The sequence below is a fragment of the Mesorhizobium sp. W067 genome, from assembly GCF_054719525.1.
This window is the reverse complement of record NZ_JBTTII010000001.1, coordinates 5,859,913-5,880,513: the sequence shown is the minus strand read 5'-3', so window position 1 is coordinate 5,880,513 and position 20,601 is coordinate 5,859,913. Positions and strand designations below refer to the sequence as shown.

General features: G+C 63.6%; 18 protein-coding genes and 1 pseudogene. 8 read left to right on the top strand and 11 right to left on the bottom strand.

The features are described 5' to 3' along the window. Positions 1-10 precede the first annotated feature (10 nt). Entirely contained in the window at positions 11-778 is a 768-nt protein-coding gene (locus ACYG97_RS28535) for a metallophosphoesterase family protein (protein WP_023681837.1), read from the top strand. On the opposite strand, the gene ACYG97_RS28530 is transcribed toward ACYG97_RS28535, so the two are convergent. Next, positions 775-915: a hypothetical protein gene (locus tag ACYG97_RS28530; RefSeq protein WP_006206855.1), complete on the bottom strand. Its 141-nt coding sequence runs from the start codon at positions 913-915 to the stop codon at positions 775-777. The two genes, ACYG97_RS28535 and ACYG97_RS28530, sit on opposite strands and share 4 nt — an antisense overlap. A gap of 371 nt (positions 916-1,286) precedes the next feature. After that, the gene (locus ACYG97_RS28525; RefSeq protein ID WP_023681838.1) at positions 1,287-1,985 is read right to left on the bottom strand and encodes a type 1 glutamine amidotransferase; all 699 of its coding nucleotides are present in this window, start codon (positions 1,983-1,985) and stop codon (positions 1,287-1,289) included. A gap of 86 nt (positions 1,986-2,071) precedes the next feature. Here ACYG97_RS28525 and ACYG97_RS28520 point away from each other — a divergent pair, with 86 nt between their 5' ends. The 4 genes from ACYG97_RS28520 (at position 2,072) to ACYG97_RS28505 (ending at position 6,125) form a co-directional block, all read left to right on the top strand. Then, positions 2,072-2,719 carry a hypothetical protein gene (locus tag ACYG97_RS28520; RefSeq protein WP_023732346.1) on the top strand — a complete coding sequence of 216 codons (648 nt, stop codon included), beginning with the start codon at positions 2,072-2,074 and terminating at the stop codon, positions 2,717-2,719. Positions 2,720-2,750: 31 nt separating this feature from the next. Continuing rightward, entirely contained in the window at positions 2,751-3,485 is a 735-nt protein-coding gene (locus ACYG97_RS28515) for a 16S rRNA (uracil(1498)-N(3))-methyltransferase (RefSeq protein WP_023715634.1), read from the top strand. Positions 3,486-3,599: 114 nt separating this feature from the next. Next, the gene (locus tag ACYG97_RS28510; RefSeq protein ID WP_023732347.1) at positions 3,600-4,973 is read left to right on the top strand and encodes a glutamate--cysteine ligase; all 1,374 of its coding nucleotides are present in this window, start codon (positions 3,600-3,602) and stop codon (positions 4,971-4,973) included. Between the two features lie 90 nt (positions 4,974-5,063). Then, on the top strand, positions 5,064-6,125 hold the full coding sequence (locus ACYG97_RS28505; protein WP_023732348.1) for a DUF937 domain-containing protein: 1,062 nt from the start codon (positions 5,064-5,066) through the stop codon (positions 6,123-6,125). A 232-nt stretch (positions 6,126-6,357) separates the two neighbouring features. On the opposite strand, the gene ACYG97_RS28500 is transcribed toward ACYG97_RS28505, so the two are convergent. Beyond that, on the bottom strand, positions 6,358-6,648 hold the full coding sequence (locus ACYG97_RS28500; protein WP_023670560.1) for a DUF1127 domain-containing protein: 291 nt from the start codon (positions 6,646-6,648) through the stop codon (positions 6,358-6,360). A gap of 210 nt (positions 6,649-6,858) precedes the next feature. Here ACYG97_RS28500 and ACYG97_RS28495 point away from each other — a divergent pair, with 210 nt between their 5' ends. After that, on the top strand, positions 6,859-7,815 hold the full coding sequence (locus ACYG97_RS28495; protein WP_023670561.1) for a LysR substrate-binding domain-containing protein: 957 nt from the start codon (positions 6,859-6,861) through the stop codon (positions 7,813-7,815). Positions 7,816-7,821: 6 nt separating this feature from the next. Here ACYG97_RS28495 and ACYG97_RS28490 read toward each other — a convergent pair whose 3' ends face one another. Next, the gene (locus tag ACYG97_RS28490) at positions 7,822-10,020 is read right to left on the bottom strand and encodes a bifunctional diguanylate cyclase/phosphodiesterase (RefSeq protein WP_050590352.1); all 2,199 of its coding nucleotides are present in this window, start codon (positions 10,018-10,020) and stop codon (positions 7,822-7,824) included. A 91-nt stretch (positions 10,021-10,111) separates the two neighbouring features. Between ACYG97_RS28490 and xseA the strand changes: the two genes are divergently transcribed. Both xseA and ACYG97_RS28480 read left to right on the top strand, forming a co-directional pair. Further along, entirely contained in the window at positions 10,112-11,785 is a 1,674-nt protein-coding gene (gene xseA, locus ACYG97_RS28485; RefSeq protein WP_023686817.1) for an exodeoxyribonuclease VII large subunit, read from the top strand. Between the two features lie 8 nt (positions 11,786-11,793). Continuing rightward, positions 11,794-12,912, top strand: coding sequence for a DmpA family aminopeptidase (locus ACYG97_RS28480; protein WP_023732350.1), 1,119 nt, complete (start codon positions 11,794-11,796; stop codon positions 12,910-12,912). Positions 12,913-12,945: 33 nt separating this feature from the next. On the opposite strand, the gene ACYG97_RS28475 is transcribed toward ACYG97_RS28480, so the two are convergent. From ACYG97_RS28475 to ACYG97_RS28445, 7 genes and pseudogenes are all read right to left on the bottom strand, one after another. Further along, the gene (locus ACYG97_RS28475; RefSeq protein WP_023670565.1) at positions 12,946-13,188 is read right to left on the bottom strand and encodes a DUF768 domain-containing protein; all 243 of its coding nucleotides are present in this window, start codon (positions 13,186-13,188) and stop codon (positions 12,946-12,948) included. A 621-nt stretch (positions 13,189-13,809) separates the two neighbouring features. Further along, positions 13,810-14,703 carry a sugar phosphate isomerase/epimerase family protein gene (locus ACYG97_RS28470; RefSeq protein ID WP_023681847.1) on the bottom strand — a complete coding sequence of 298 codons (894 nt, stop codon included), beginning with the start codon at positions 14,701-14,703 and terminating at the stop codon, positions 13,810-13,812. 66 nt (positions 14,704-14,769) lie between these two features. Then, positions 14,770-15,708, bottom strand: coding sequence for an ABC transporter substrate-binding protein (locus ACYG97_RS28465; protein ID WP_023670567.1), 939 nt, complete (start codon positions 15,706-15,708; stop codon positions 14,770-14,772). Positions 15,709-15,784: 76 nt separating this feature from the next. Continuing rightward, positions 15,785-16,777, bottom strand: a complete 993-nt coding sequence (locus ACYG97_RS28460; protein WP_023701287.1) for an ABC transporter permease subunit — start codon at positions 16,775-16,777, stop codon at positions 15,785-15,787. After that, positions 16,774-18,269: pseudogene (locus ACYG97_RS28455) on the bottom strand (sugar ABC transporter ATP-binding protein). Before ACYG97_RS28455 ends, ACYG97_RS28460 begins: the two are co-directional and overlap by 4 nt. 44 nt (positions 18,270-18,313) lie before the next feature. Continuing rightward, positions 18,314-19,693, bottom strand: coding sequence for an FGGY-family carbohydrate kinase (locus ACYG97_RS28450; protein WP_023732351.1), 1,380 nt, complete (start codon positions 19,691-19,693; stop codon positions 18,314-18,316). Next, entirely contained in the window at positions 19,690-20,472 is a 783-nt protein-coding gene (locus ACYG97_RS28445; protein ID WP_023732352.1) for a DeoR/GlpR family DNA-binding transcription regulator, read from the bottom strand. Before ACYG97_RS28445 ends, ACYG97_RS28450 begins: the two co-directional genes overlap by 4 nt. Positions 20,473-20,601: the final 129 nt, after the last annotated feature.

The window sequence follows — 20,601 nt, the reverse complement described above, 5'->3', positions numbered from 1 at the left end:
CGAAGCCGCCTTGACCGAGACCGGCATCCACTACCTCGACGCGCGCGCACCCGATGGCATGCGCCTCTATGCGATCGGCGACGTGCATGGCCGGCTCGATCTGCTCGCCGCCATGCATCGCCGCATCGAGAGCGAACTCGAATACAAGCCGACCAGCGATTGGCGCGTCATCCACCTCGGCGACTATGTCGACCGCGGACCAGAGTCCAAGGGCGTCATAGACTTCCTGATCGAGGCACAGAAACGCGATCCGCGGCATCTGATGCTCGCCGGCAACCACGATATCGGCTTCCTCGACTTTCTCGACGAGCCTGACCCGGAAGGGCTGTTCATCCGTTATGGCGGCGTGCAGACGGCACAATCCTATGGTGTCGACTTAGCGGGACACGCAAGCTGGTTCGGCAAGGCCGAGGCGTTACGGCGGGGACACCAGGCACTGGTCAATGCTGTACCGCAAGCCCATGTCGACTTCCTGCGGTCGCTGCAATTGTCACTGATATCAGGTGATTTCTTCTTATGCCATGCCGGCGTCAGGCCTGACGTGCCGCTGGCGAGCCAGAGCCCGCAGGATCTGGTCTGGATCCGCGACGTCTTCCACAACCATCCAGGGCTTTACCCGAAGGTGATCGTGCACGGCCACACACCGGTGCCGCAGGCGGAGGTGATGCCGAACCGCGTCAATGTCGACACACTCGCCTGGCAGTCAGGCATGCTCAGCGCGCTCGCCGTGGACGGCGCGGACAAGCGTATCCTGACTGTGCAGGGAAAAGCGTTTTAGCGAAGCGCGGCGGTGACGCCGTAGCCGTCGACGGCCTGATGGTTGTTGGCTGCATCGGCGGAATAAATGCCGAGACCGCACAAAACGATGGCAGACAGCATGACAAAGGACAGAAGCGCTGCTTTCACGGACGTCATCTCTAGTTGAGCTTCCTGCATCTGGGCACGAGGCGGTTACCAATGGGTTGAAACCGAGAATTCGTCTCAAAGTTTCGACGATTTCGCGCTTGTAGGTCGATTCCGTATCGGCGGTGTGTCGCGCGGATCACACAGAAGGTTCATCGCGGTTGCATTGCCGTTGCATAGCGCGCGCCTTGTAGGATAGCGTTCGGCCACAAACCAAGGACGAAAGAAGTTGTCCCCGGCAGATTCCCCGCCGCGTGCCAATTATGCAACGGATAGAGCGGTTCGCCGCTACGGCAAACCGCTCTATCTTTTTATCTGACGCAATTCCGGACGGAAAACCGCTTCACACTTTTCCTGGAATTGCTGACTGCGCGCGGCCAGTCTCAGATCGTCGCCACCCAGGCGCGGGCAATGGCCAAGCCCGCGGCGTCGGCCTCGGGGCCGTTGCGTGCCATTTCGCTGTCGAGGCGATCCTGCCAGTCGGGATGGCGATCGGCAATCAGCGGCGCGAAGGATGTGCTCCAGTCCCTCACCATCGGCTGGTCGGCCTCGAAATGGAACTGGAAGCCGTAGACGGCGCGGCCGATACGGAACGCCTGGTTCTCGGCAATTTCGCTGCCGGCAAGCCGCACCGCATTTGACGGCAGCGCGAAAGTGTCGTCGTGCCATTCGAAGATGGGGAAATCCTGGGGAAGTGCGCCAAGCACCGGATCGGTTCTGGCGTCCGGCGTCAGCGATACCTTGTGCCAGCCGAATTCCGAGGCGCCGCCGATCTGGTTCTCACCGCCGAAAGAGCGGGCAACCAACTGGCTGCCCAGGCAGATACCGAGAACCGAGCGATCCTTGGCGGCGAAATCGCGGGTCAGTTCGAGCAGCACCGGGAAATACGGGTAGTCATCGTCGGCCAGCGCATTCTGGCCGCCGCCCAGCATCACCATGGCATCGTGTCCGGTCGCGTCGTCCGGCAGCGCATCGCCCTTGTAGGGCCGGCGCAGGTCGAGATCGGCGCCGGCTTCGGCGAGCGCGGCACCAACCTGGCCAAGGCCGGTGTTGTCGTAGTTCTGGACCACCAGCACCCGCATCGCAAAACCCTGCTGACATGAAATGACGCGACGAGCGATATCATGTCGCCAGCATTGCAGCCAAGATGCGTATTCGGGAGAGAGCTATGCCACTGCAGAACCGGGTCGATCCGTTCGGCGCCATCCATGCCATATCCGAGCGCGGTCTGTTCACCGGCAATCGCGGCATCATCCACGATCCTGAGACCAAGACGCTGCTGAAAAAGCGTTGGGCCTTGCCGGCCTGGATCATCTGCGTTTGCGAATTCCGCAATGTGCGGCGCGAGCCGATGGGCAGGAACCGGCCGGGCGGCAGGGCCGGCTGGACCGAGTTGTTCTTCCTCGACGAGGTGACGGCGCTGGCCGCCGGGCACCGTCCCTGTTTCTATTGCCGGCGTGAGCGAGCCACGGATTTTGTCGGGCGTTTCGGCAAAGTCTTCGGTGTAAACGAACCGCGCGCGCCAATGGTGGACAAGCGGCTGCACAAGGAGCGGCTGGCTTCCGGCGGCAAGCCACCTGATGTCACCATGGGAGAGCTTGCCGAATTGCCGGACGGAGCGATGATCGCGGATGGCGGCTCGGCCTATGCGCTGCGCGGCGGCAACGCGCTGCCCTGGTCGTTCGCAGGCTATGGCGATGCGGCGGCCTTCGACAGCCTTGCCGGCCGGTCGCTGCGCCTGCTCACACCGGCCACGACCGTTTCGGTGCTGCGGCACGGTTTTGAACCGGTGTGGCATCGTTCCGCCGAGACTTGACGCCAGGCACCGCCTCCCCCATTCCTCGGCGATGCGCGCCAATTACAAGATGCAGCGGCTGTTCGTGCCGGACGACCTCGCGGCAGGCATCGAATTCGATGCCGGCCAGCAGCAGAGCCATTATCTCACGCATGTGCTGCGGCTCGGCGAAGGCGCCGAGATCCTGGTCTTCAACGGCCGCGACGGCGAGTGGTCGGCGGCGATTGCCACCAGGTCGAAAAGGGCGGTGCGGCTGAAGGTGCTGGCCTCGCAGAGACCGCAACCGCCCCTGCCTGACCTGATCTATTGCTTTGCGCCGCTGAAACAGGGCCGGCTCGACTATCTCGTGCAGAAGGCGGTCGAGATGGGCGCCGGCATCCTGCAGCCGGTGATCACCCAGCACACGCAAGTGGCAAAACCCTCCATCGACCGGCTGCGCGCCAATGTCGTCGAGGCGGCCGAGCAATGCGGCATACTGGCGGTGCCGGAAGTGCGCGAGGCCGAGAAATTCGAGCGCCTGCTCTCCGGCTGGGACAAGGAACGCCGGCTTATCTTCTGCGACGAGGATGCCTCGACCAACAACCCGCTGCCGGCATTGCAGGCAATACCTGAGAGGAAGCTGGCGCTGCTGGTCGGGCCGGAAGGCGGCTTTTCCGATGACGAACGCAAGATGCTGCGGGCGCTCCCCTTCGTCACTGCCATCCCGCTCGGACCGCGCATCCTGCGCGCTGACACAGCAGCTGTAGCGGCGCTTGCGGTGATGCAGGCGACGGTCGGAGACTGGTAAGAAGCGTAAAGATCAATTCCTGTTGACCTGTGGCTCAGGATTTTTCGCTTGATCGGCTGCTGACATTTCGTCCATTTAGCGCCGGCGGGCTCCGAGAGCCGCAGAGGGGGCCCCATGGCGCGCGACACAACCGATTTCCGGCCAATCGAAGGCATCGACGAACTGGTCGAGCATCTGGCCGAAGGCAACAAGCCGCGCGACAAGTGGCGCATCGGGACCGAGCACGAGAAGTTCCCCTTCTATGTCGACGGCAACGCGCCGGTGCCCTATGGCGGCGAGCGCGGCATCCGCGCCATCCTCGAAGGCATGCAGCAAAAGCTCGGCTGGGACCCGATCATCGATGACGGCCGCATCATCGGCCTGGTCGAGCCGACCGGCCAGGGCGCGATCTCGCTCGAGCCGGGCGGCCAGTTCGAGCTGTCGGGCGCGCCGCTGGAAACGATCCACCAGACCTGTCGCGAGGGCAATGCGCATCTGGCGCAGGTCCGCGAGATCGCCGAGCCGATGGGCATCCGCTTTCTCGGCCTCGGCGGCAGCCCGAAATGGTCGCTGGCCGAGACGCCGAAAATGCCGAAATCGCGCTACGAAATCATGACCCGCTACATGCCCAAGGTCGGCACCAAGGGTCTCGACATGATGTATCGCACCTGCACCATCCAGGTGAACCTCGACTTCGAAAGCGAAGCCGACATGCGCCGCAAGATGCAGGTGTCGCTGAAGCTGCAGCCACTGTCGACGGCGCTGTTTGCCAACTCGCCCTTCACCGACAGCCGGCCGAACGGGCTGCAGAGCTGGCGCGGCGACATCTGGCGCGACACCGACAACCAGCGCTCGGGCCTGCTCGAATTCTGCTTCTCGCCCGAGTTCGGCTTTGCCGACTATGTCGAATGGGCGCTCGACGTGCCGATGTATTTCGTCATCCGCGACGGCCACTATCACGACATGACGCACATCACCTTCCGCCGGTTCATGGCCGGCGCTGCCCGCAATGAAGTACCAGACGGACTGCCGACCATGGGCGACTGGGCGAACCATCTGTCGACGCTGTTCCCCGACGTCAGGCTGAAGCGCTTCCTCGAAATGCGCGGCGCCGATGGCGGGCCGTGGCGCCGCATCTGCGCACTGCCGGCCTTCTGGGTCGGGCTGCTCTATGACGAGGCCGCGCTCGACGCCGCCGAGGCGCTGACTTCGAGCTGGACGTATGAAGAAACGCTGGCGATGCGCAATGCGGTGCCGGAACAAGGCATTTCCGCGCCGTTCCGCAACACGACGCTGCGTGAGATCGGCCGCGATGTAATGACGATTTCGCGCCTTGGGCTGAAAAATCGCGGCAGGAAGAACCGCGACGGCTATGACGAGACCTCGTTCCTCAACACGCTGGACGAAGTCGTGGCGCGCGGTACCACCAGTGCTGAGGAAATGCTGTCGGCCTACCACACGCGCTGGGGCGGCTCGATCGAGCCGGTGTTCATGGAATATGCGTATTAGCGTCGCGCCTTGAGCAGCGGCAAAAGCCGCTTCAATCGAACATCGAAACGAACTAGGTTCTCCCTCGAGGATTTCCCGGAGGAGAAACCGATGCCTACCTTGTTCGACATATTGGCGCAGGCGCAGAACGGCAACGGCATGCAGGCGCTTGCCCAGCAGTACGGGCTTTCCATGCAGCAGACGCAGGCGGCTGTCGCCGCTCTGCTGCCGGCCTTCTCGCAAGGGTTGCAACGCAACACCGCCGATCCCTATGGGCTAGGCGCCTTCATGACTGCGATGGCGAGCGGCCAGCACGCGAAATATTTCGAGGACGCGACCAGGGCTTTCTCACCGCAAGGCGTCAATGAGGGCAATGGCATTCTGGGTCATCTGTTCGGCTCGAAGGAGCTGTCGCGCGCGGTGGCCAGCCAGGCCGCGCAGGCGACCGGCGTCAGCCAGCAGATCCTGCAGCAGATGCTGCCGGCCATCGCTTCGATGGTGATGGGCGGATTGTTCAAGCAGACGACAAACCAGTTGACCGGGGGTCAGATGCAGGCCGCCGGTGGCTTCGGCAGCGGCAGCAATCCGCTCGGCGAGATCATCGAACAGATGATGCGGCAGGCGGGCGGCGGGGCACAGCCTGCGCCGCAGCCAGCACCCAATCCTTACGGTGAGAACCCGCTGGGCAAAGTGCTGCAGGACATGTTCGGCGGCGGCGCCCAACAGCCGCAAAGCCAGCCGCAACAGGCGCCCAACTCCTATGGCGACAATCCGCTGGGCAAGGTGCTGCAGGACATGTTCGGCGGTGGCGCGGCACAGCAACCGCAGGGCCGGCCGCAGCAGCCAACACAGCCGCAACAGACGCAGAGCCCTTACGGCGACAACCCGCTGGGCAAGATTTTTGAAGAGATGATGCGGCAAGGCGGTGGTGGCGGCTTCGGCCTGCCCGGTGGGCAGCCGGCGCCGCAGCAGCCGCAAGCACCCCAGCCGCGACAGGCACCGCAGGAGCGCGAGGCGCCGCAACCGCAGGGCAATCCGAGCGGCAGGCCACGCAATCCGTTCGACGATATTTTCGGCAAGATGTTCGAGACCGGCGCCCAGCAGCGCGACGACTATCAGAAGGGCGTGGAAACGATCTTCGACCAGTTCAAGCGGGACATGGACCGGCGGTAGTTGGCGGTAGTTGGGCGCTGACCTTCGCGGCTTCGGAGCAAGGAACGAAGCGAGCGGCGCAGACCGCACGATGACGACGGAGCTTTAAAAGAAAAGCCCGGTCCTGGAGGAGGACCGGGCCAGTGTGCAGGCTGGCCGGCGGGGAACCGGCAGGGAGTGGGGAGCCTGCTATACTCGTTGGTCGCAGCGAGCCTGAGAAAGGTTCACGGCAACCGAAACAATGCGCCCGATATCACGCTATCTGGCGGGCGAGATCTTCGATCGTATCGGCACGATCGCTCGCAATCGCACGCAGCTTCACGGTCGGATCGGCGCCGAACGGCACATCGATGGCGACATGGAGATCCGCGCGCGTCAGGCCGATATCGGCGAGTTCGGCGTCCGACATCTCGCCGAGGCGATAGAAGGCCCGGCGATTTTTCCAGGCCTGGTAGGCATTGAGAAGAGTGTTGGCCACGCGCGTCGCAACGGCCGGACGCGAGGTGATGCGCGAGGTCTCTGTGGCGAAATCAAACGTGGTCATGTCGGTCTCCTTCAGACTCGAACTGGACAAGACCAGGCGATCGGCGCTGGGGACAGCGGCCGTTCCGGTCTCGATTCACATGCCTTCATGTGGACAATGTGAATTGTTCACATGCCTTCATGTGGACAATGTGAATTTGCCACGCACCGATTGATTAATCCAACGAATGTTTCTAATCTTTAGCATCAACGCTAGTGATGGATTGGACCGATGAAAGCGCCACTCGATCTCGACCAGTTGCAGACCTTCATCTCGATTGCCGATACCGGCAGCTTCACCCGTGCGGCCGAGGAAGTGCTGCGCACGCAATCGGCGGTGTCGATGCAGATGCGCCGGCTGGAAGAGCGGATCGGCAAGCCGCTGTTCGAAAAGGACGGCCGCACCAACAGGCTGACCGAGGAAGGCGACAAGCTGCTCTCCTACGCGCGCCGCCTGCTCTATCTCAACCGCGAAACGCTGGCCGCCTTCGATGATCAGCGGCTCGAAGGCACCATCCGTATCGGCACCCCCGACGACTATGCCGACCGGTTCCTGCCCGAAATCATGGCACGCTTCACGCGCTCCAACCCACGCGTCGAGCTGACCGTCATCTGCGAGCCGACACCAGGCTTGGTCGAGCATATCAAGCGCGGCAATCTCGATCTTGCGCTGGTGACGCACAACGACACGCGCGGCCAGTCGGAAGTGGTGCGGCGCGAGCCGCTGCTATGGGTGACCTCGGCCAACCATGCCACGCACGAACAGGAAGTGCTGCCGATGGCCTTCGGCCGGCCGAACTGCATCTGGCGGCGCGCCGCCGTCGATGTGCTCGACCGGCAAAGCCGCGACTATCGAATCCTGTTCACCAGCTTCTCGGCCACCGTCATCACCGCCGCGGTGCTGTCGGGACTGGCGATCTCGGTGCTGCCGGAATGCGCGCTGCGGCCCGGCATGCGGGTGCTGGGCGAAGCCGACGGTTTTGGCGCCCTGCCCGACTGCCGCATCGGCATCATGCGCGGCCAGACCTCGCGGCCCGAAATCGTCGACGCGCTGGCCCGGCACATCTCGGAAAGCCTCGACAATATTTCCGTGCCGCTCGGCGAAGAAACGGGAAGCTTCGATTTTGCCTCGCTCGCCTTCGCCAAGATGAAGCGGAGCAAGCCGAACCAGATCCTGCCTGGCTGGTAGGAACGATCAGGCCGACGCTGCCGCTTCCGTCGTTGCGTTGGCCGACGACAGGCCGGGCAGCGCCACCAATTGCGCCGGCTCCAGCGGCGGCGACAAGAGGTAGCCCTGCAGCTGCTGGCAGCCCATGGCGACCAGCAGCGCCTTTTGCACCTCGGTCTCTACTCCCTCGGCGGTGACCTCGACCTTGAGCGCGCCGGCGAGATCGATCAGCGCCTTGACGATGGCGCCCGAATTGCCGTCGCCGTCGAGAAGCCGCACGAAGGAGCGGTCGATCTTGAGCTTGTCGATGGCATGGCGGCGCAGATAGCTCAGCGACGAATAGCCGGTGCCGAAATCGTCGAGCACAATGCCGACGCCCGACTGGCGCAAGGCTGCCAGAGCCGCTCTGGTGGTGTCGTTGTTTTCCAGGAGAACGTTTTCGGTGATCTCGAGCTGCAGGCGCTTCGGCGCCAGTCCCGTTTCGGCGAGGATCGAGGCAACCTCTTCGGCAAAGCCGGCGTCGCGCAATTGCAGCGGCGAGACATTGACGGCGAGCCACGGCAGTTTGGTCTTCACGGCGAAGCGGCAGGCTTCCAGCAGGGCCCATGCGCCGAGCTGCCCGATCATGCCGCGTTCCTCGGCGATGGCGATGAACTGCGCTGCCGGCAATGCGCCATGGACCTCATGCGCCCAGCGGATCAGCGCCTCGGCGCCGACAATGGTCTTGCCGTCGCTGCCAAAGACCGGCTGGTAGGCGAGCTTGATACCGGTGCCGCCATTCAGCGCGCTGCGCAGCTCGCTCTCGACCTTGCGCTTGCGCAGCAAAAGGTCGTCCATGTCGCCGGCGAAGACCTGGTAGCGGCCACGGCCGTTCTTCTTGGCTTCGTAGAGCGCGATGTCGGCCTTGCGCAGCAGATCGTCTGCGTCGGCATCAGGGCCTGTCGACAAGGCTATGCCGATGCTGGCGCTGATAAAGACCTGATCGTCCATCAGCTTGAACGGCTCCTGCAGTTTCTGCAGCACCCTCTCGGAAATATCCTCGGCGTTCCTTACGTCGCGGACATCGATCAGGATCACCGCGAATTCGTCGCCACCCAGTCTTGCCACCGTGTCGACGTCGCGAACCGTATGCTGAAGCCTGGCCGCCGTCTGGCGCACGAGTTCGTCGCCTGCCGGGTGACCAAGCGTGTCGTTGACATGCTTGAAGCGATCTAGATCGAGATAAAGCAGCGCGACCTTGCTTTCATTGCCGGAGGTAAGCAAGGCACGCCGCAGCCTGTCCTCGAACAGTGCCCGGTTGGGCAGGCCGGTGAGCGTGTCGTGAAAGGCGAGATATTGCGCCTGGGCCTGGCTGGTCTGCAGCGCCGATGACGCACGGCGCAGACGCCGGAGCAGAAAGGCGAGCACGCTCGCCGCAACCAGCGCGGCCAGAGCCAGGGCCGGGCTGGCCTTGCCCACCAGCGTCAGGCCGGGCCGTTCCTGGTCCCAGGCAATATAGCCGAGGATGACACCCTGTTTGTCGATAAGCGGAATGGCAGCCGAGCCAAGCGGCTGAGCCATCGGCAGGAGATGCGCCCCCGCCAGCAGATATTTCTGCGCGATCTTGCCGATCACCGCGTCGTTGATGAACTCTATGGAGACATGCAGATATTCGCTGCCGGATGCCTGGGTGACGCGATCCGAACTCGGCACCAGAGGCATGACGCTGAGTATGGCAGGCTGACCGCCAAGCGAGACCAGATCGTCGGCAACGAATTTTGCGCCGGCCTGGCTTGCGTCCTTGCTCATCATCTGGCGCAACCTGGCGATGGTCGGCCGCAAAGCGGGTTCGTCCTCGCCAAAGACGGCAGGCGACACGACCTTGCCTTCGCGCATGGCGTGGACCGGCCGGTTGGCGTTGTCCAGCACATAGACCCGGTTGTGGCCGTAATACGAGTACATCCAGACGCTGAAATTCTCGGCCATCCAGGTCTGGTTGCCGGCCTTGGCGTTTATAACGGAATCATCCCAGACGGCGACGCTTTCCTGCTCGCGCTTTACCGCGGCGATCTGGTCCTGCAGGCCGTTGGCAAGGAAAACCTTCTCCCGCTCGAGCGAGACCCGGTCGGCCTGCATGGTGGCGTAAAGGCCGAAGCCGACAACGATGGCCAGTGCAAAAACGGCAAGCGTCAGCACCGTCAGGGTGACCTGGAACGTCAACGGGCTGCGTTGTTTGCGGGCGCTCATGCGTCCTCCTTGGCCCAGAGTCAATCAGGCCAGGCTTAAGATCAAGTTATGGAATCTTGACGCGGAGCGACAACAGCCGCTCAATCGGCCGATGAGCGACGCAGAATCCGAATCACGAACCAATGCCACCGAATACACGGTGAGCGAGATTTCCGGCGCGCTGAAGCGCACGGTCGAGGATGTCTTCGGCCATGTGCGGGTGCGCGGCGAAATTTCCGGCTATCGCGGGCCGCACTCTTCCGGCCATGCCTATTTCACCCTGAAGGACGACCGCGCGCGGCTCGATGCCGTGGTCTGGAAAGGCACGATGAGCCGGCTGAAATTCCGTCCCGAAGAGGGGATGGAGGTGATCGCCACCGGCAAACTCACCACCTATCCCGGCAAATCCAACTACCAGATCGTCATCGACAATCTAGAACCCGCCGGCGCCGGGGCGCTGATGGCGCTTTTGGAAGAGCGCAAGCGGCGACTGCAGGCCGAAGGACTTTTCGATGCCGGCCGCAAGCGGCGGCTGCCGTTCATGCCGCGCACCATCGGCGTCGTCACCTCGCCGACCGGATCGGTGATCCGTGACATCATCCATCGCATCAAGGACCGCTTTCCGCTGCATGTGCTGGTCTGGCCGGTAAGAGTCCAGGGCGAGACGGCGGGGGCGGAAGTGACGGCCGCCGTCAACGGCTTCAACGCGCTGGCCTGGGATGGCGCGATTGCCCAGCCCGACCTTCTGATCGTGGCGCGCGGCGGCGGCAGCCTCGAGGACCTCTGGGGGTTCAACGATGAAGGGCTGGCGCGCGCCGTCGCCGCCTCGCGCATTCCGGTGATTTCGGCCGTCGGGCACGAGACCGACTGGACCTTGATCGACCTCGTCGCCGACATGCGCGCACCGACGCCGACAGGTGCGGCGGAGATCGCGGTGCCGGTGAAAGCGGACCTCGAAGCGACACTAGCCAGTCTTGGCGCACGGCTCAAAGCAGCTACCTTGCGCAATTTCGAACGCAAGCGGCAGGCCTCGCGTGCGGCCGCCCGCGCGCTGCCCTCGCCCGACCAGTTGCTGGCGCTGCCGCGACGGCGGCTGGACGAGGCGGCCAGCCGGCTTAGCCGGGGGCTGATGGTCTCCACCGAAAGAAAGCAAGCTCGGTTCTTCGCCGTGAAGCTCACTCCGGCAACGCTGTCGCGGCGAATTGCCGAGGCGCGACGCACCAACGACCGCAACCTTTTGCGCGCTCAAGGGGCGCTGCGCGCATTGGCGAGAGCCCGGCGCGCGGAGTTGAATCGTGCGGCGGATCAGTTGCCAAAATGTGCGAAAGCATCCCTGCAACGGCACAGGCAGCAACTGGCTTTGCTGCAAGGCCGCATTACGATCGAGCCAACGGCACGGCGGCAAACCGTGCAGAGGGATCTGCTGACAGCTTTGACGAGACGCGGCACGCAAGCGGTACTGCTCAGGCTGGAGCGACTGCGCGGCCGCATCGTCCAATCCGAGAGGCTGATGGCAACGCTGTCGCACAAGGCTGTGCTGGCCCGCGGCTTCGCGCTGGTCAAGGATGCCGACGGCGCGGTGATCAAACTGGCAGTTGATGTGGCGCCGGGCGCTGGCCTGCAGCTGGAGTTCGCCGACGGCATCGTAAATGCAGTCGCGACCGGCGACGCCGAGCGGGTGCAGGCCGTTGCCAAACCAGCGGCCACGCCGCCCGCCAGCAAACCCGCTGCAAAGCCGACGGCCAGCAAACCGAAAGAGCCGGGCAATCAGGGCTCGCTTTTTTAGAGGACCGCATGACCGGACATGACCCGCATCTTCAAACGCCGGCGGGCAAGCCGCGCGCGCGTGCTTTCGGCATTGCCTTCGAGGGCACGCCGGGCGGCTTCAACGCCATCACCGATGTGCTCGGCGTATCGGTCGGCTATGCGACGCTGATTTCCGGCGAGGGTCTGCTCAAGGTTGGCACGGGGCCGGTGCGCACCGGCGTCACCGCCATCCTGCCGCGGCCGTTGGCTGAGCTCGCCACGCCGGTGTTTGCCGGTGTCTTCAGCCAGAACGGCAATGGCGAGTTGACGGGGTCGCACATTATCGAGGAAGTCGGCGCCTTCAACCTGCCGGTCACGATCACCAACACGCATTCCTGCGGCGTTACCCGCGACGGCACGCTGCGCTGGATGCAACGCGTGCTGTCGGCGGCGCTCGACAGCGGCTGGGACCTGCCGGTTGCGGCGGAGACCTATGATGGTTTCCTCAACGACATCAACGGTCATCACGTCGGCTTCGAACATGTCGAAGCCGCGCTCGACGGTGCCGCCGGTGGAGCGATCGAGGAAGGCAGTGTCGGCGGCGGCACCGGCATGATTGCCTTTGGCTTCAAGGCCGGCTCGGGCACGGCATCGCGCATCGTCGAGTGGCAGGGCATCAGGCATACGGTCGGCGTATTCGTGCAGGCGAATTTCGGCAAGCGGCGCAATTTCACACTGCGCGGCGCCCGCGTCGGGCCCGATCTGGTAGAGCCGGCGATGCGCGAAGGCACGCCGCGTGCCGAAAAGGGCTCGATCATCGCCATCGTCGCCACCGATGCGCCATTTCTGCCGCACCAGATGAAGCGGCTGGCAAAGCGCGTGCCGCTCGGCATCGCCATGACAGGCGGCTTCGGGTACCACAGTTCGGGCGACATTTTTCTGGCCTTCACCACCGCCAATCCGCAAGCAGCACTTGCACCATCGGGACGAACCGCAAACGTCGCTTACATCCCGGACGTCGATATCGATCCGTTCTTCGATGCGGTGGCGCAAGGCGTAGAGGAGGCGATCCTCAATGCAATGGTCGCCAATGAGGATATGAGCGGACGCGACGGCAATTTCGTGCCGGCGCTGCCGAAGGCCTGGCTGAAAGATCGATTTGGATAGAGGACAAGGCCTGGCGGCACCAGGCCTGTTGCGTCACGGTTTGGCCGCGTTGCTCTGGTCGGCCTCGGCCGCCTCTTCGAGCCGCGATGCGATCAGTTCCTGGATGTCGCCGACTTCTTCCTGGATATCTTCCAGCGGAATGCCGACCTCAGCGGCCTTGGCCGCGCACTCCTTGGCGAGGGTCTCGGCCTGCTTCTCGATCTTTACCGGCGAGTGCTGGCAGTGGACCTTTTCACCGATCCATCCGCGCAAGAACTCGATCGCATGTTCACTCATACTGCTTTTCCCTGGCGGCTATGCCGGTTGGTAACCGTAAACGTCCGCACCCGGTAAAGGATGCATGCTGCCATTCGAACCGAATCGGCTTCGCCCGGCAAGTTGATCTTGTCGGAGGTCCGAAGAGCCGAATGAAGGGAAGGGTTCAATGAGCACGTTCTGATTGTTTGATAGAGTGGTACGTTGGCCGGGATCGGCTTCGGCTCTATGCTATTGTTCTTACGATCTTTTCCTGCTGTCGACGGCCGATTTGTATCACAATAGGGATCACAACGCGTAACACATTTTCTGCTGCTTCGTGGTACACCGCCACAGCTACACGGTCGAAGCCGCCGCTATATAGTGACATCATTATGCGATGTCGACTCTATCAGCCATCCTGCTTCCTTCCGCCGCGCTGTGTCAAACGTCATCCCCGTCCAGTATGGAGATCGGATGGCCCCGGAGGGCGTATGAAGATGTTGATTTTATTGCGTTTCGTGAGCCAAAATCAGAAAGCTCTCGTCAGCGTCACCCCGCTCGACTGCCTCCGCCACACTCAGCGCCTCCGACGTCGATTCCTTGCACGTAACGCGCGGGCCGGATGAACGACAACATTGGCGCTTTGGCAGCGCGCTCCTGCTAAGGACGATGTCTCGATGCGACAAGCTCTGCCTTGCGCTGCGCCGTCTCCAGCCCGATTGAGATGAAGGCGCGCGCATGCCGGGCCAGTTCCATATTGTCGGCCCACAGATTGCGCCAGATCGCGGTCTTCCGTGAGAGGTTCTCGTCGACGATCTTCGACGAGAAGGATTCAAAGCTGAGGTCGTCCCTATAGCCGATTGCGGTCAGCGCATCGAAGATGGCGGCAAAGTCGATATTACCGGTGCCGAGGAAACCGCGATGGCTCTCGCCGATATGGACATAGCCGATCTTGTCAGCGGCATGGCGGATAGCCAGTCCGACATCGGCCTCCTCGATGTTCATGTGGAAGGTATCGAGATGCAGGAAGATGTTGTCGGAGCCGGTGTCCGCGATGAAGGCCAGGCCTTGTGAAGCGGTGTTGAGCAGATTGCTTTCGAAGCGGTTGACGATCTCCAGATTGAGCGTGACGCCGGCTGCCTTGGCCGTCTCCGCAACCTTCGCAAGTGTCCCCGCGCTGCGGTTCCACTGATCGCGCGTCGGCGCCTGCGTCTGCAAGCCGTGGCTGGTGCTGAGGATGCCGCCAATCTTCTGGCCGCCGAGATCGCGGGTGAGCGCGATCGTCTCGTTGAGGATCTCGACGCCGCGCGCGGCAACCGCCTTGTCGGCACTCGAAATGTCGCCGTCGGCCGGCAGGCCGATGCTGATCGCGACGCCGAGCTTGAGGTCGGCGATGCGCCTGGCCAACCCGCCAACGTCGACATTGGCCGGGTCAAGATAGGAGAACTCGATCAGGTCGAAGCCGGCCTCTCTGGTGTTGGCCAGCGTGCGTTCGAGGTCGCCTTGCGCCGAACTCGCCGACCAGACGAAGGAATGAATACCGATGCGCGACATGATCGTCTCCCGTTTCTGGAATTGAGCTGCGGCCGGGTTGCCCCGGCCGCATCGGCCTTGGGAGGCTTAGCGGGCTGCGGTCCAGCCCTTGTAGTCTTTCAGGTTCTCGGCCGTGATCAGCTTCGGGTCGAGCAGCACGGTCGGCTCCGCCGGCTTCTTGCCGGCAAGCAGCTCAGCCGCCATCGTCAGCGACTGGCCAGCCATCACGTAGGGATCCTGCGAAGCCGAGGCCTTGATCATCGAGGTGCCGGAAGCGAGTTCCTTCTCGATATCGGGAGCGCCATCCACTGCGGTGAAGATGAACTCCGAGCGATTGAGCTGCTTGGCCGCAAGCTGGGCGCCGATCGCCGTCGGATCGTTGATGGCAAACACCGCATCGATCTTGTCGAAGCGGGTGAGCAGCGACTGGAAGACCTTCAGGCCGCCGTCGCGCGAGCCTTCGGCATTCTGGTCGTCGGAGAGGATCTTGATGTCGGGGTGTTTTGCAAGGACGTCCTTGCAGCCCTTCACCCGCTCCAGGATCGACGACGACGCCGGGCCGTTGAGGATAACGTAGTCGCCCTTGCCGCCGGTGTGGTCGACCAGATACTGGCAGGCCTCTTCGCCGGCCTTGACGTTGTTGGTCATCACGGTGACGTCGGCGCCTGGCGCCGAGACGTCGAAGGCGGCAACGACGATGCCCGCTGCTTGCGCCTTCTTCACCGCCGGGCCGATCGCCTTGGCATCGACCGCATTGAGCATGATCACGTCGACCCCGGCGGCGATGAAGGAATCGACCTGAGAGACCTGCTTGTTGAGGTCGTAGTCGGCCGACACTGAGGTTACCTCGACCTTCGGGTTGATCTTCTTGGCTGCGTCCTCGATGCCCTTGATGGTGGCGACGAAGAAGGGGTTGCCGAGCAGGCCGACCGAGATGCCGACCTTGTTGAGGTCCTTGGCCGATGCGGGCGCGATGGCGGCGGCCGCGAGTGCGACGCCGCAGAGCAGTTTAGCGATGGTCTTCATTGCTTTCCTCCAATTGCCCCGCGCCTCTCACGGTGCGTTACACAAACCGGTCGTTTACGCCGGCGACCAAGGTCAATCACGTTCTCGCTCCTGCCTGGAGCCTGTAGCGGTCGAGGGCGACTGCCACGATGATGACCAATCCCTTGATGATGTACTGCCAGATGTCCGAGACACCGGCCAAGATAAGCCCGTTGGAGAGCACCGCTATGATCAGGCCGCCGATCAGCGTACCCCAGATCGAGCCGACGCCGCCGACGAAGCTGGTGCCGCCGAGAATGACCGCGGCAATGGCGTCGAGTTCGTAAGACTGCCCAAGCTGCAGCCCGTTGGCCGCATAGAGCCGGGCCGCTGACATGGCGCCGCCAAGGCCGGCCAGCAGGCCGGAAACGCCATAGACAAAGAGCAGCACCAGCGGCACCTTGATGCCGGTCAGCCGCGCCGCTTCGGCATTGCCGCCAACGGCATAGATCCAGGTGCCGAGCACGGTGCGCTTGAGAACCAGCCAGGACAGCACCACGATCGACAAGGCGATGATGACCAGCCACGGAATGCCGAACAGCGAACCGTTGCCGATGAAGTCGAACGGCAGGTCCGAGTTGAACACCGTGGTGTCCTGGCCGAGCAGGCGGGCGACGCCGCGCACAGCGGTCAGCGACCCCAGCGTGACGATGAAGGGCGGCAGTCTGATATAGGCGATCAGCAGCCCGTTGATGACGCCGAAGCCGAGGCCGACGAGAATGGCCGCCGGCACGCCCAGCAGTCCCCAATCGGGCACCAGCGACACCATCACCGCCACCATCGCCGAGGCGGCAAGTATCGAGCCGACGGACAGGTCGATCCCGCCGGTCAGGATGACGAAGGTCATGCCCGCTGCCAGCACGATGTTGATCGACGATTGCTGCATGACGATCAGCAAATTGGTCTGGGTGAAGAAGCGCGCGTTCATCAACTGGAAGCCGACCGCCAGCAGGATCAGGATCGGCAGCATGCCAAGGGCGGCGAAGGCGGTGCGCAACCGCCGGCTCCTGCCGACAACCTGGCCACTGATCTCGGTCGCCTTGTCGGTCATCCCTTGGCCGCTCCCGTTGCAAGTTCCATGATTGCTTCCTGGCGCAGCGGCTGGTCTTTGGACGCCGTAACCTCGCCGGCAATCGTGCCGTCGCGCATTACCAGCACGCGGTCGGCAACGCCGATCACCTCCGGCAGTTCGCTGGAGATCATCAGGATGGCGATGCCCTTTTTGGCGAGATTGTCGATCAGCCGGTAGATTTCCGACTTCGCTCCGACATCGACGCCGCGCGTCGGTTCATCCAGGATGACCACTTGCGGCTCGGTCTCGAGCAGGCGGGCAAGCAACACTTTCTGCTGGTTGCCGCCCGACAGCGAACCGGCATTGGCCTGTACCGACCTGGTGCGGATGGAGAGATCCGAAACGGCCGTGGCAGCACGTCTCTCGGCGGCTTTGAAATCGCGCAAGCCGCCGGGCCGCGCATCCCTGGCCAGCACGCCCATGCTGATGTTGTCGGATATCGACATGTCGAGAAACAGGCCGAGTTCCTTGCGGTCTTCGGTGAGATAGGCGATGCCGGCATTCAGTGCCTCGCTTGGCGAGCCGATGGTTACTGGCTTGCCGTCGAGTTCCAGCGTGCCGGCGATGCGTCTGTCGGCGCCGAAGATCAGTCGCGCGAGTTCGGTGCGGCCCGAGCCGACAAGGCCAGCCAGAGCCTCACCTCGCCCTTGTACAGTTCGAAGGAGCAGTTCTTCAGGAGATTGCCGTCCGCCATGCCGCGCACCGACAAGGCGACCGCGCGCTTGCTGTCCGGCGGGCGATGATCCTTCCTGTAAAAAGCCGACAGGTCGCGGCCAACCATCATCGAGACGAGGCGCGAGGCGTTCAGCTCGGCGCGCTCGAGTGTGCCGACATAGCCGCTGTCGCGCAGCACGCTGACACGGTCGGCCAACTGGTAGACCTCTTCCATGCGGTGGCTGATGTAGATGATGGCGATGCCTTGCGACTTCAGCGTCGCGATGACCTCGAACAGACGGTCGGTCTCGCGCGAGGTCAGCGAGGTGGTTGGCTCGTCCATGACGATGATGCGCGCGCTGGTCGAAAGCGCGCGGGCGATTTCGACCAGCTGACGCTCGCCGAGCGACAGGCTGGAAACCTGGGCCCGTGCGGAGAAGGACACGCCGAGACGCTTGATGATCTCATTGCTGCGCCGGTAGCATTGGTCGCGGTCGACGATGCCGAAACGCCTCGGCTCATTGCCGAGGAAGATGTTCTGCGCGACCGTCAGGTTGGGCGCCAGCGACAGTTCCTGATAGATAACCGCAATGCCGTGAGCCCGCGCCTTGATCGGGTCGCCGGTGGCGACCGGCACGCCGTCAATCAGTATCTCGCCGCCGGCATCAGGCCGATAGGCGCCGGACAGCACCTTCATCAAAGTCGACTTGCCGGCACCGTTTTCACCCATCAGCGCATGGACTTCGCCGGCATGGACGGTCAGCGACACGTCCTGCAAGGCGCGGACTGGCCCGAACGTCTTCGAGATGTGCCGCATTTCCAGCACTGGCTGGCGCGTGACTTCGGCCTGAGCAGCGACGATCACCGTGCGCCTCCCGCTGCCGCGCGGGGGATGCCCTGCTCGCCGATGAGGCCACGCCATGTGTCGCGATATCGGGCAAGTCCGGTGAAGCTTGCGGCACGCACGGGCTCCGGCACTTCCGCGGCAAATTCGCGGCCGACGGTCTCGAAGGCAAGCGCCGCCGCCCCGGTGGCGCTGCCCTCCAGTGTGGCCCCTTGCAGGAAGGCCTGGCTGGGACGCAGTTGCGCCACTAGCCCGGCGAGCAGGCCGCCAGCGTTCAGTCCGCCATCGACGATCACGGTGTTGTCCGAATGGATCTGGTCGAGGCAGAGGTCGACCATCAGCGCGACGTAGAGCAGCGCCACGGCTGCGCGTTCCTCGGCGCTTGGCATGCGGCCGACCAATTTGCCGGCGCGGCCGGGCATTGGTCCGCCCGGCGCGAAGCTCGGCAGCGCCATGCTGCCGGCGTTGATCACCCGCTGCACTGTCGCCGGCGCGATCGCGCCTTGCCAGCCGTCGCTGATCGTGGCGAATTCGCGCCCGCCCATAAAGCGGATGGTCGGCACAGGGCCGCCGTCGACATCGACATTGACCAGCATGTCGCGCTGGCCATCGAGCGCGTCGAGCAGGCAATCCGGATTAAGCACGACGACCCAGGTGCCGGTCGAGACGACGGTGACCGGGCCAAGCTCCTGCCGGCGATAGGCATGGAGCGCGGCATTGCTGTCATGGACACCATTGTGGATGGCGATCCGCCGCTTCGTGTCGCCGAGGCGTTGCTCGCCGATAACCGAGCCCGCCCGCTCGAAAGCGGGCATCCGGTCGCGCCAGCCCTCGATGTCGACCAGCGAACTGAAGTCGCGCTTGCGCGGCGCCCATAAATGCGAGTGGCAGCCGAGATAGGACACTTCCGAGACCGCCCGGCCGCCAAACCGCCAGCTCCAGTATTGTGGATAGCCGAGGATCGATTTCGCGGCCGTGAATGCACCGGGTTGCACCGCCTGTAGCCACAGCATGTGGCGACCGTAGTTGAAGCCGAGCGGCAATCGCGGCGAGAAGGTCTCGGTGAAATCCGGAACGAGGCGATCAATTTGCGCGGCAATATCAGCCGGCGGCTCTTGCTCATAATCGAGTATCGGATGCGTCAGCGCCGCCTCGTCGACCAGGGCAAAGGTGCAGCCATGGCCCGACACCATCACGCCCTGTACGCCATGGACGTCGGCGGCCTCGCTAACGGCGCGAACCGCCCAATCGTGAAGTGCTGCCTCATCAAGCACGCTGAAGCCATCTTTGCGCATCCAGTTCGGCCGGGTCCGGCGCTCGTCGACGATGCGCCCGTCCTGAGCGAAGACGAACAGCTTCGAATTGGTCTTGCCGAAATCGAGGACGGCCATCTTCACTGGATGGCTCCCGGAGCCGAAGCGATGCGCACCATGACGCCCGCGTCTTCCAGCATGCGCGCGTCGACGTCGGACAGGCCGTCATCGGTCACCAGCGTGCCGATGCGCGACAAGGGCAGCGCGATGTTACGGGCGTGGATCGACAGTTTGCGGCTGTCGGCCAGCACCACGATCTGGTCGGCACACAGGCTGAGATCGGCGATGGAGCGGACCAGCAGCGGGTGCGATTCCAGCACGCCCTCCTGGCCAAGGCCTTGCGCGCCGAGAAAGAACTTCGATGCGTAGAACGGCTCCGCCTGGGTCGGTGAATGGATGATGCCCGGCTCACGATGCAGATCGCCGCCGGCAACGGTCAGGCTGCAATGGCCGTGGTCGCTCAGATAGGCCGCGAGCGGCATCGAATTGGTATAGAGACGGATGCTGCGCTCAGCCAGCTTGACCCCAAGGTGGAAGCAGGTCGAACCGCCATGCACGATGACCGCATCGCCGTCGCGCACCATCGTGGCCGCGAGAGCGGCGATCTGCCGCTTGGCCTCGACCGCGAGGTCGCGGTTCTCGTCATAGGGCCTGGCATAGGCAACACCCGCCTGTGAAGCGCCGTCGAGCGCCGAGATGCCACCATAGACCTTCCGTGCTTCACCGGCCTCGTCGATCTTGTCGATGTCGCGCCGCACCGTCGCCGCCGACACGCCGAGCTGCTCCTGCAGTTCGCGCACCGACGCGAAGGGGCGATCCCGCAGCAACTCGACGATCTGACGCTGGCGGCCGGAGTCGCTCAATCGTTTTTCCTCCCAGGAGCCGTTTTTGCCACGGCATTTGACGTAACTTACTCAACATCTTTCCGATTGCAAGAACCTTTGATGACATTAGATCACTATTGACGTAAGTCGCTCGCATCTGCGATACAC

What these genes read in the sequence shown, in the direction of transcription:
- ACYG97_RS28530 (WP_006206855.1), bottom strand. Translation starts at nt 915, where the DNA reads ATGACGTCCGTGAAAGCAGCGCTTCTGTCCTTTGTCATGCTGTCTGCC.
- ACYG97_RS28525 (WP_023681838.1), bottom strand. Translation starts at nt 1,985, where the DNA reads ATGCGGGTGCTGGTGGTCCAGAACTACGACAACACCGGCCTTGGCCAG.
- ACYG97_RS28520 (WP_023732346.1), top strand. Translation starts at nt 2,072, where the DNA reads ATGCCACTGCAGAACCGGGTCGATCCGTTCGGCGCCATCCATGCCATA.
- ACYG97_RS28515 (WP_023715634.1), top strand. Translation starts at nt 2,751, where the DNA reads ATGCGCGCCAATTACAAGATGCAGCGGCTGTTCGTGCCGGACGACCTC.
- ACYG97_RS28510 (WP_023732347.1), top strand. Translation starts at nt 3,600, where the DNA reads ATGGCGCGCGACACAACCGATTTCCGGCCAATCGAAGGCATCGACGAA.
- ACYG97_RS28505 (WP_023732348.1), top strand. Translation starts at nt 5,064, where the DNA reads ATGCCTACCTTGTTCGACATATTGGCGCAGGCGCAGAACGGCAACGGC.
- ACYG97_RS28500 (WP_023670560.1), bottom strand. Translation starts at nt 6,648, where the DNA reads ATGACCACGTTTGATTTCGCCACAGAGACCTCGCGCATCACCTCGCGT.
- ACYG97_RS28495 (WP_023670561.1), top strand. Translation starts at nt 6,859, where the DNA reads ATGAAAGCGCCACTCGATCTCGACCAGTTGCAGACCTTCATCTCGATT.
- ACYG97_RS28490 (WP_050590352.1), bottom strand. Translation starts at nt 10,020, where the DNA reads ATGAGCGCCCGCAAACAACGCAGCCCGTTGACGTTCCAGGTCACCCTG.
- xseA (WP_023686817.1), top strand. Translation starts at nt 10,112, where the DNA reads ATGAGCGACGCAGAATCCGAATCACGAACCAATGCCACCGAATACACG.
- ACYG97_RS28480 (WP_023732350.1), top strand. Translation starts at nt 11,794, where the DNA reads ATGACCGGACATGACCCGCATCTTCAAACGCCGGCGGGCAAGCCGCGC.
- ACYG97_RS28475 (WP_023670565.1), bottom strand. Translation starts at nt 13,188, where the DNA reads ATGAGTGAACATGCGATCGAGTTCTTGCGCGGATGGATCGGTGAAAAG.
- ACYG97_RS28470 (WP_023681847.1), bottom strand. Translation starts at nt 14,703, where the DNA reads ATGTCGCGCATCGGTATTCATTCCTTCGTCTGGTCGGCGAGTTCGGCG.
- ACYG97_RS28465 (WP_023670567.1), bottom strand. Translation starts at nt 15,708, where the DNA reads ATGAAGACCATCGCTAAACTGCTCTGCGGCGTCGCACTCGCGGCCGCC.
- ACYG97_RS28460 (WP_023701287.1), bottom strand. Translation starts at nt 16,777, where the DNA reads ATGACCGACAAGGCGACCGAGATCAGTGGCCAGGTTGTCGGCAGGAGC.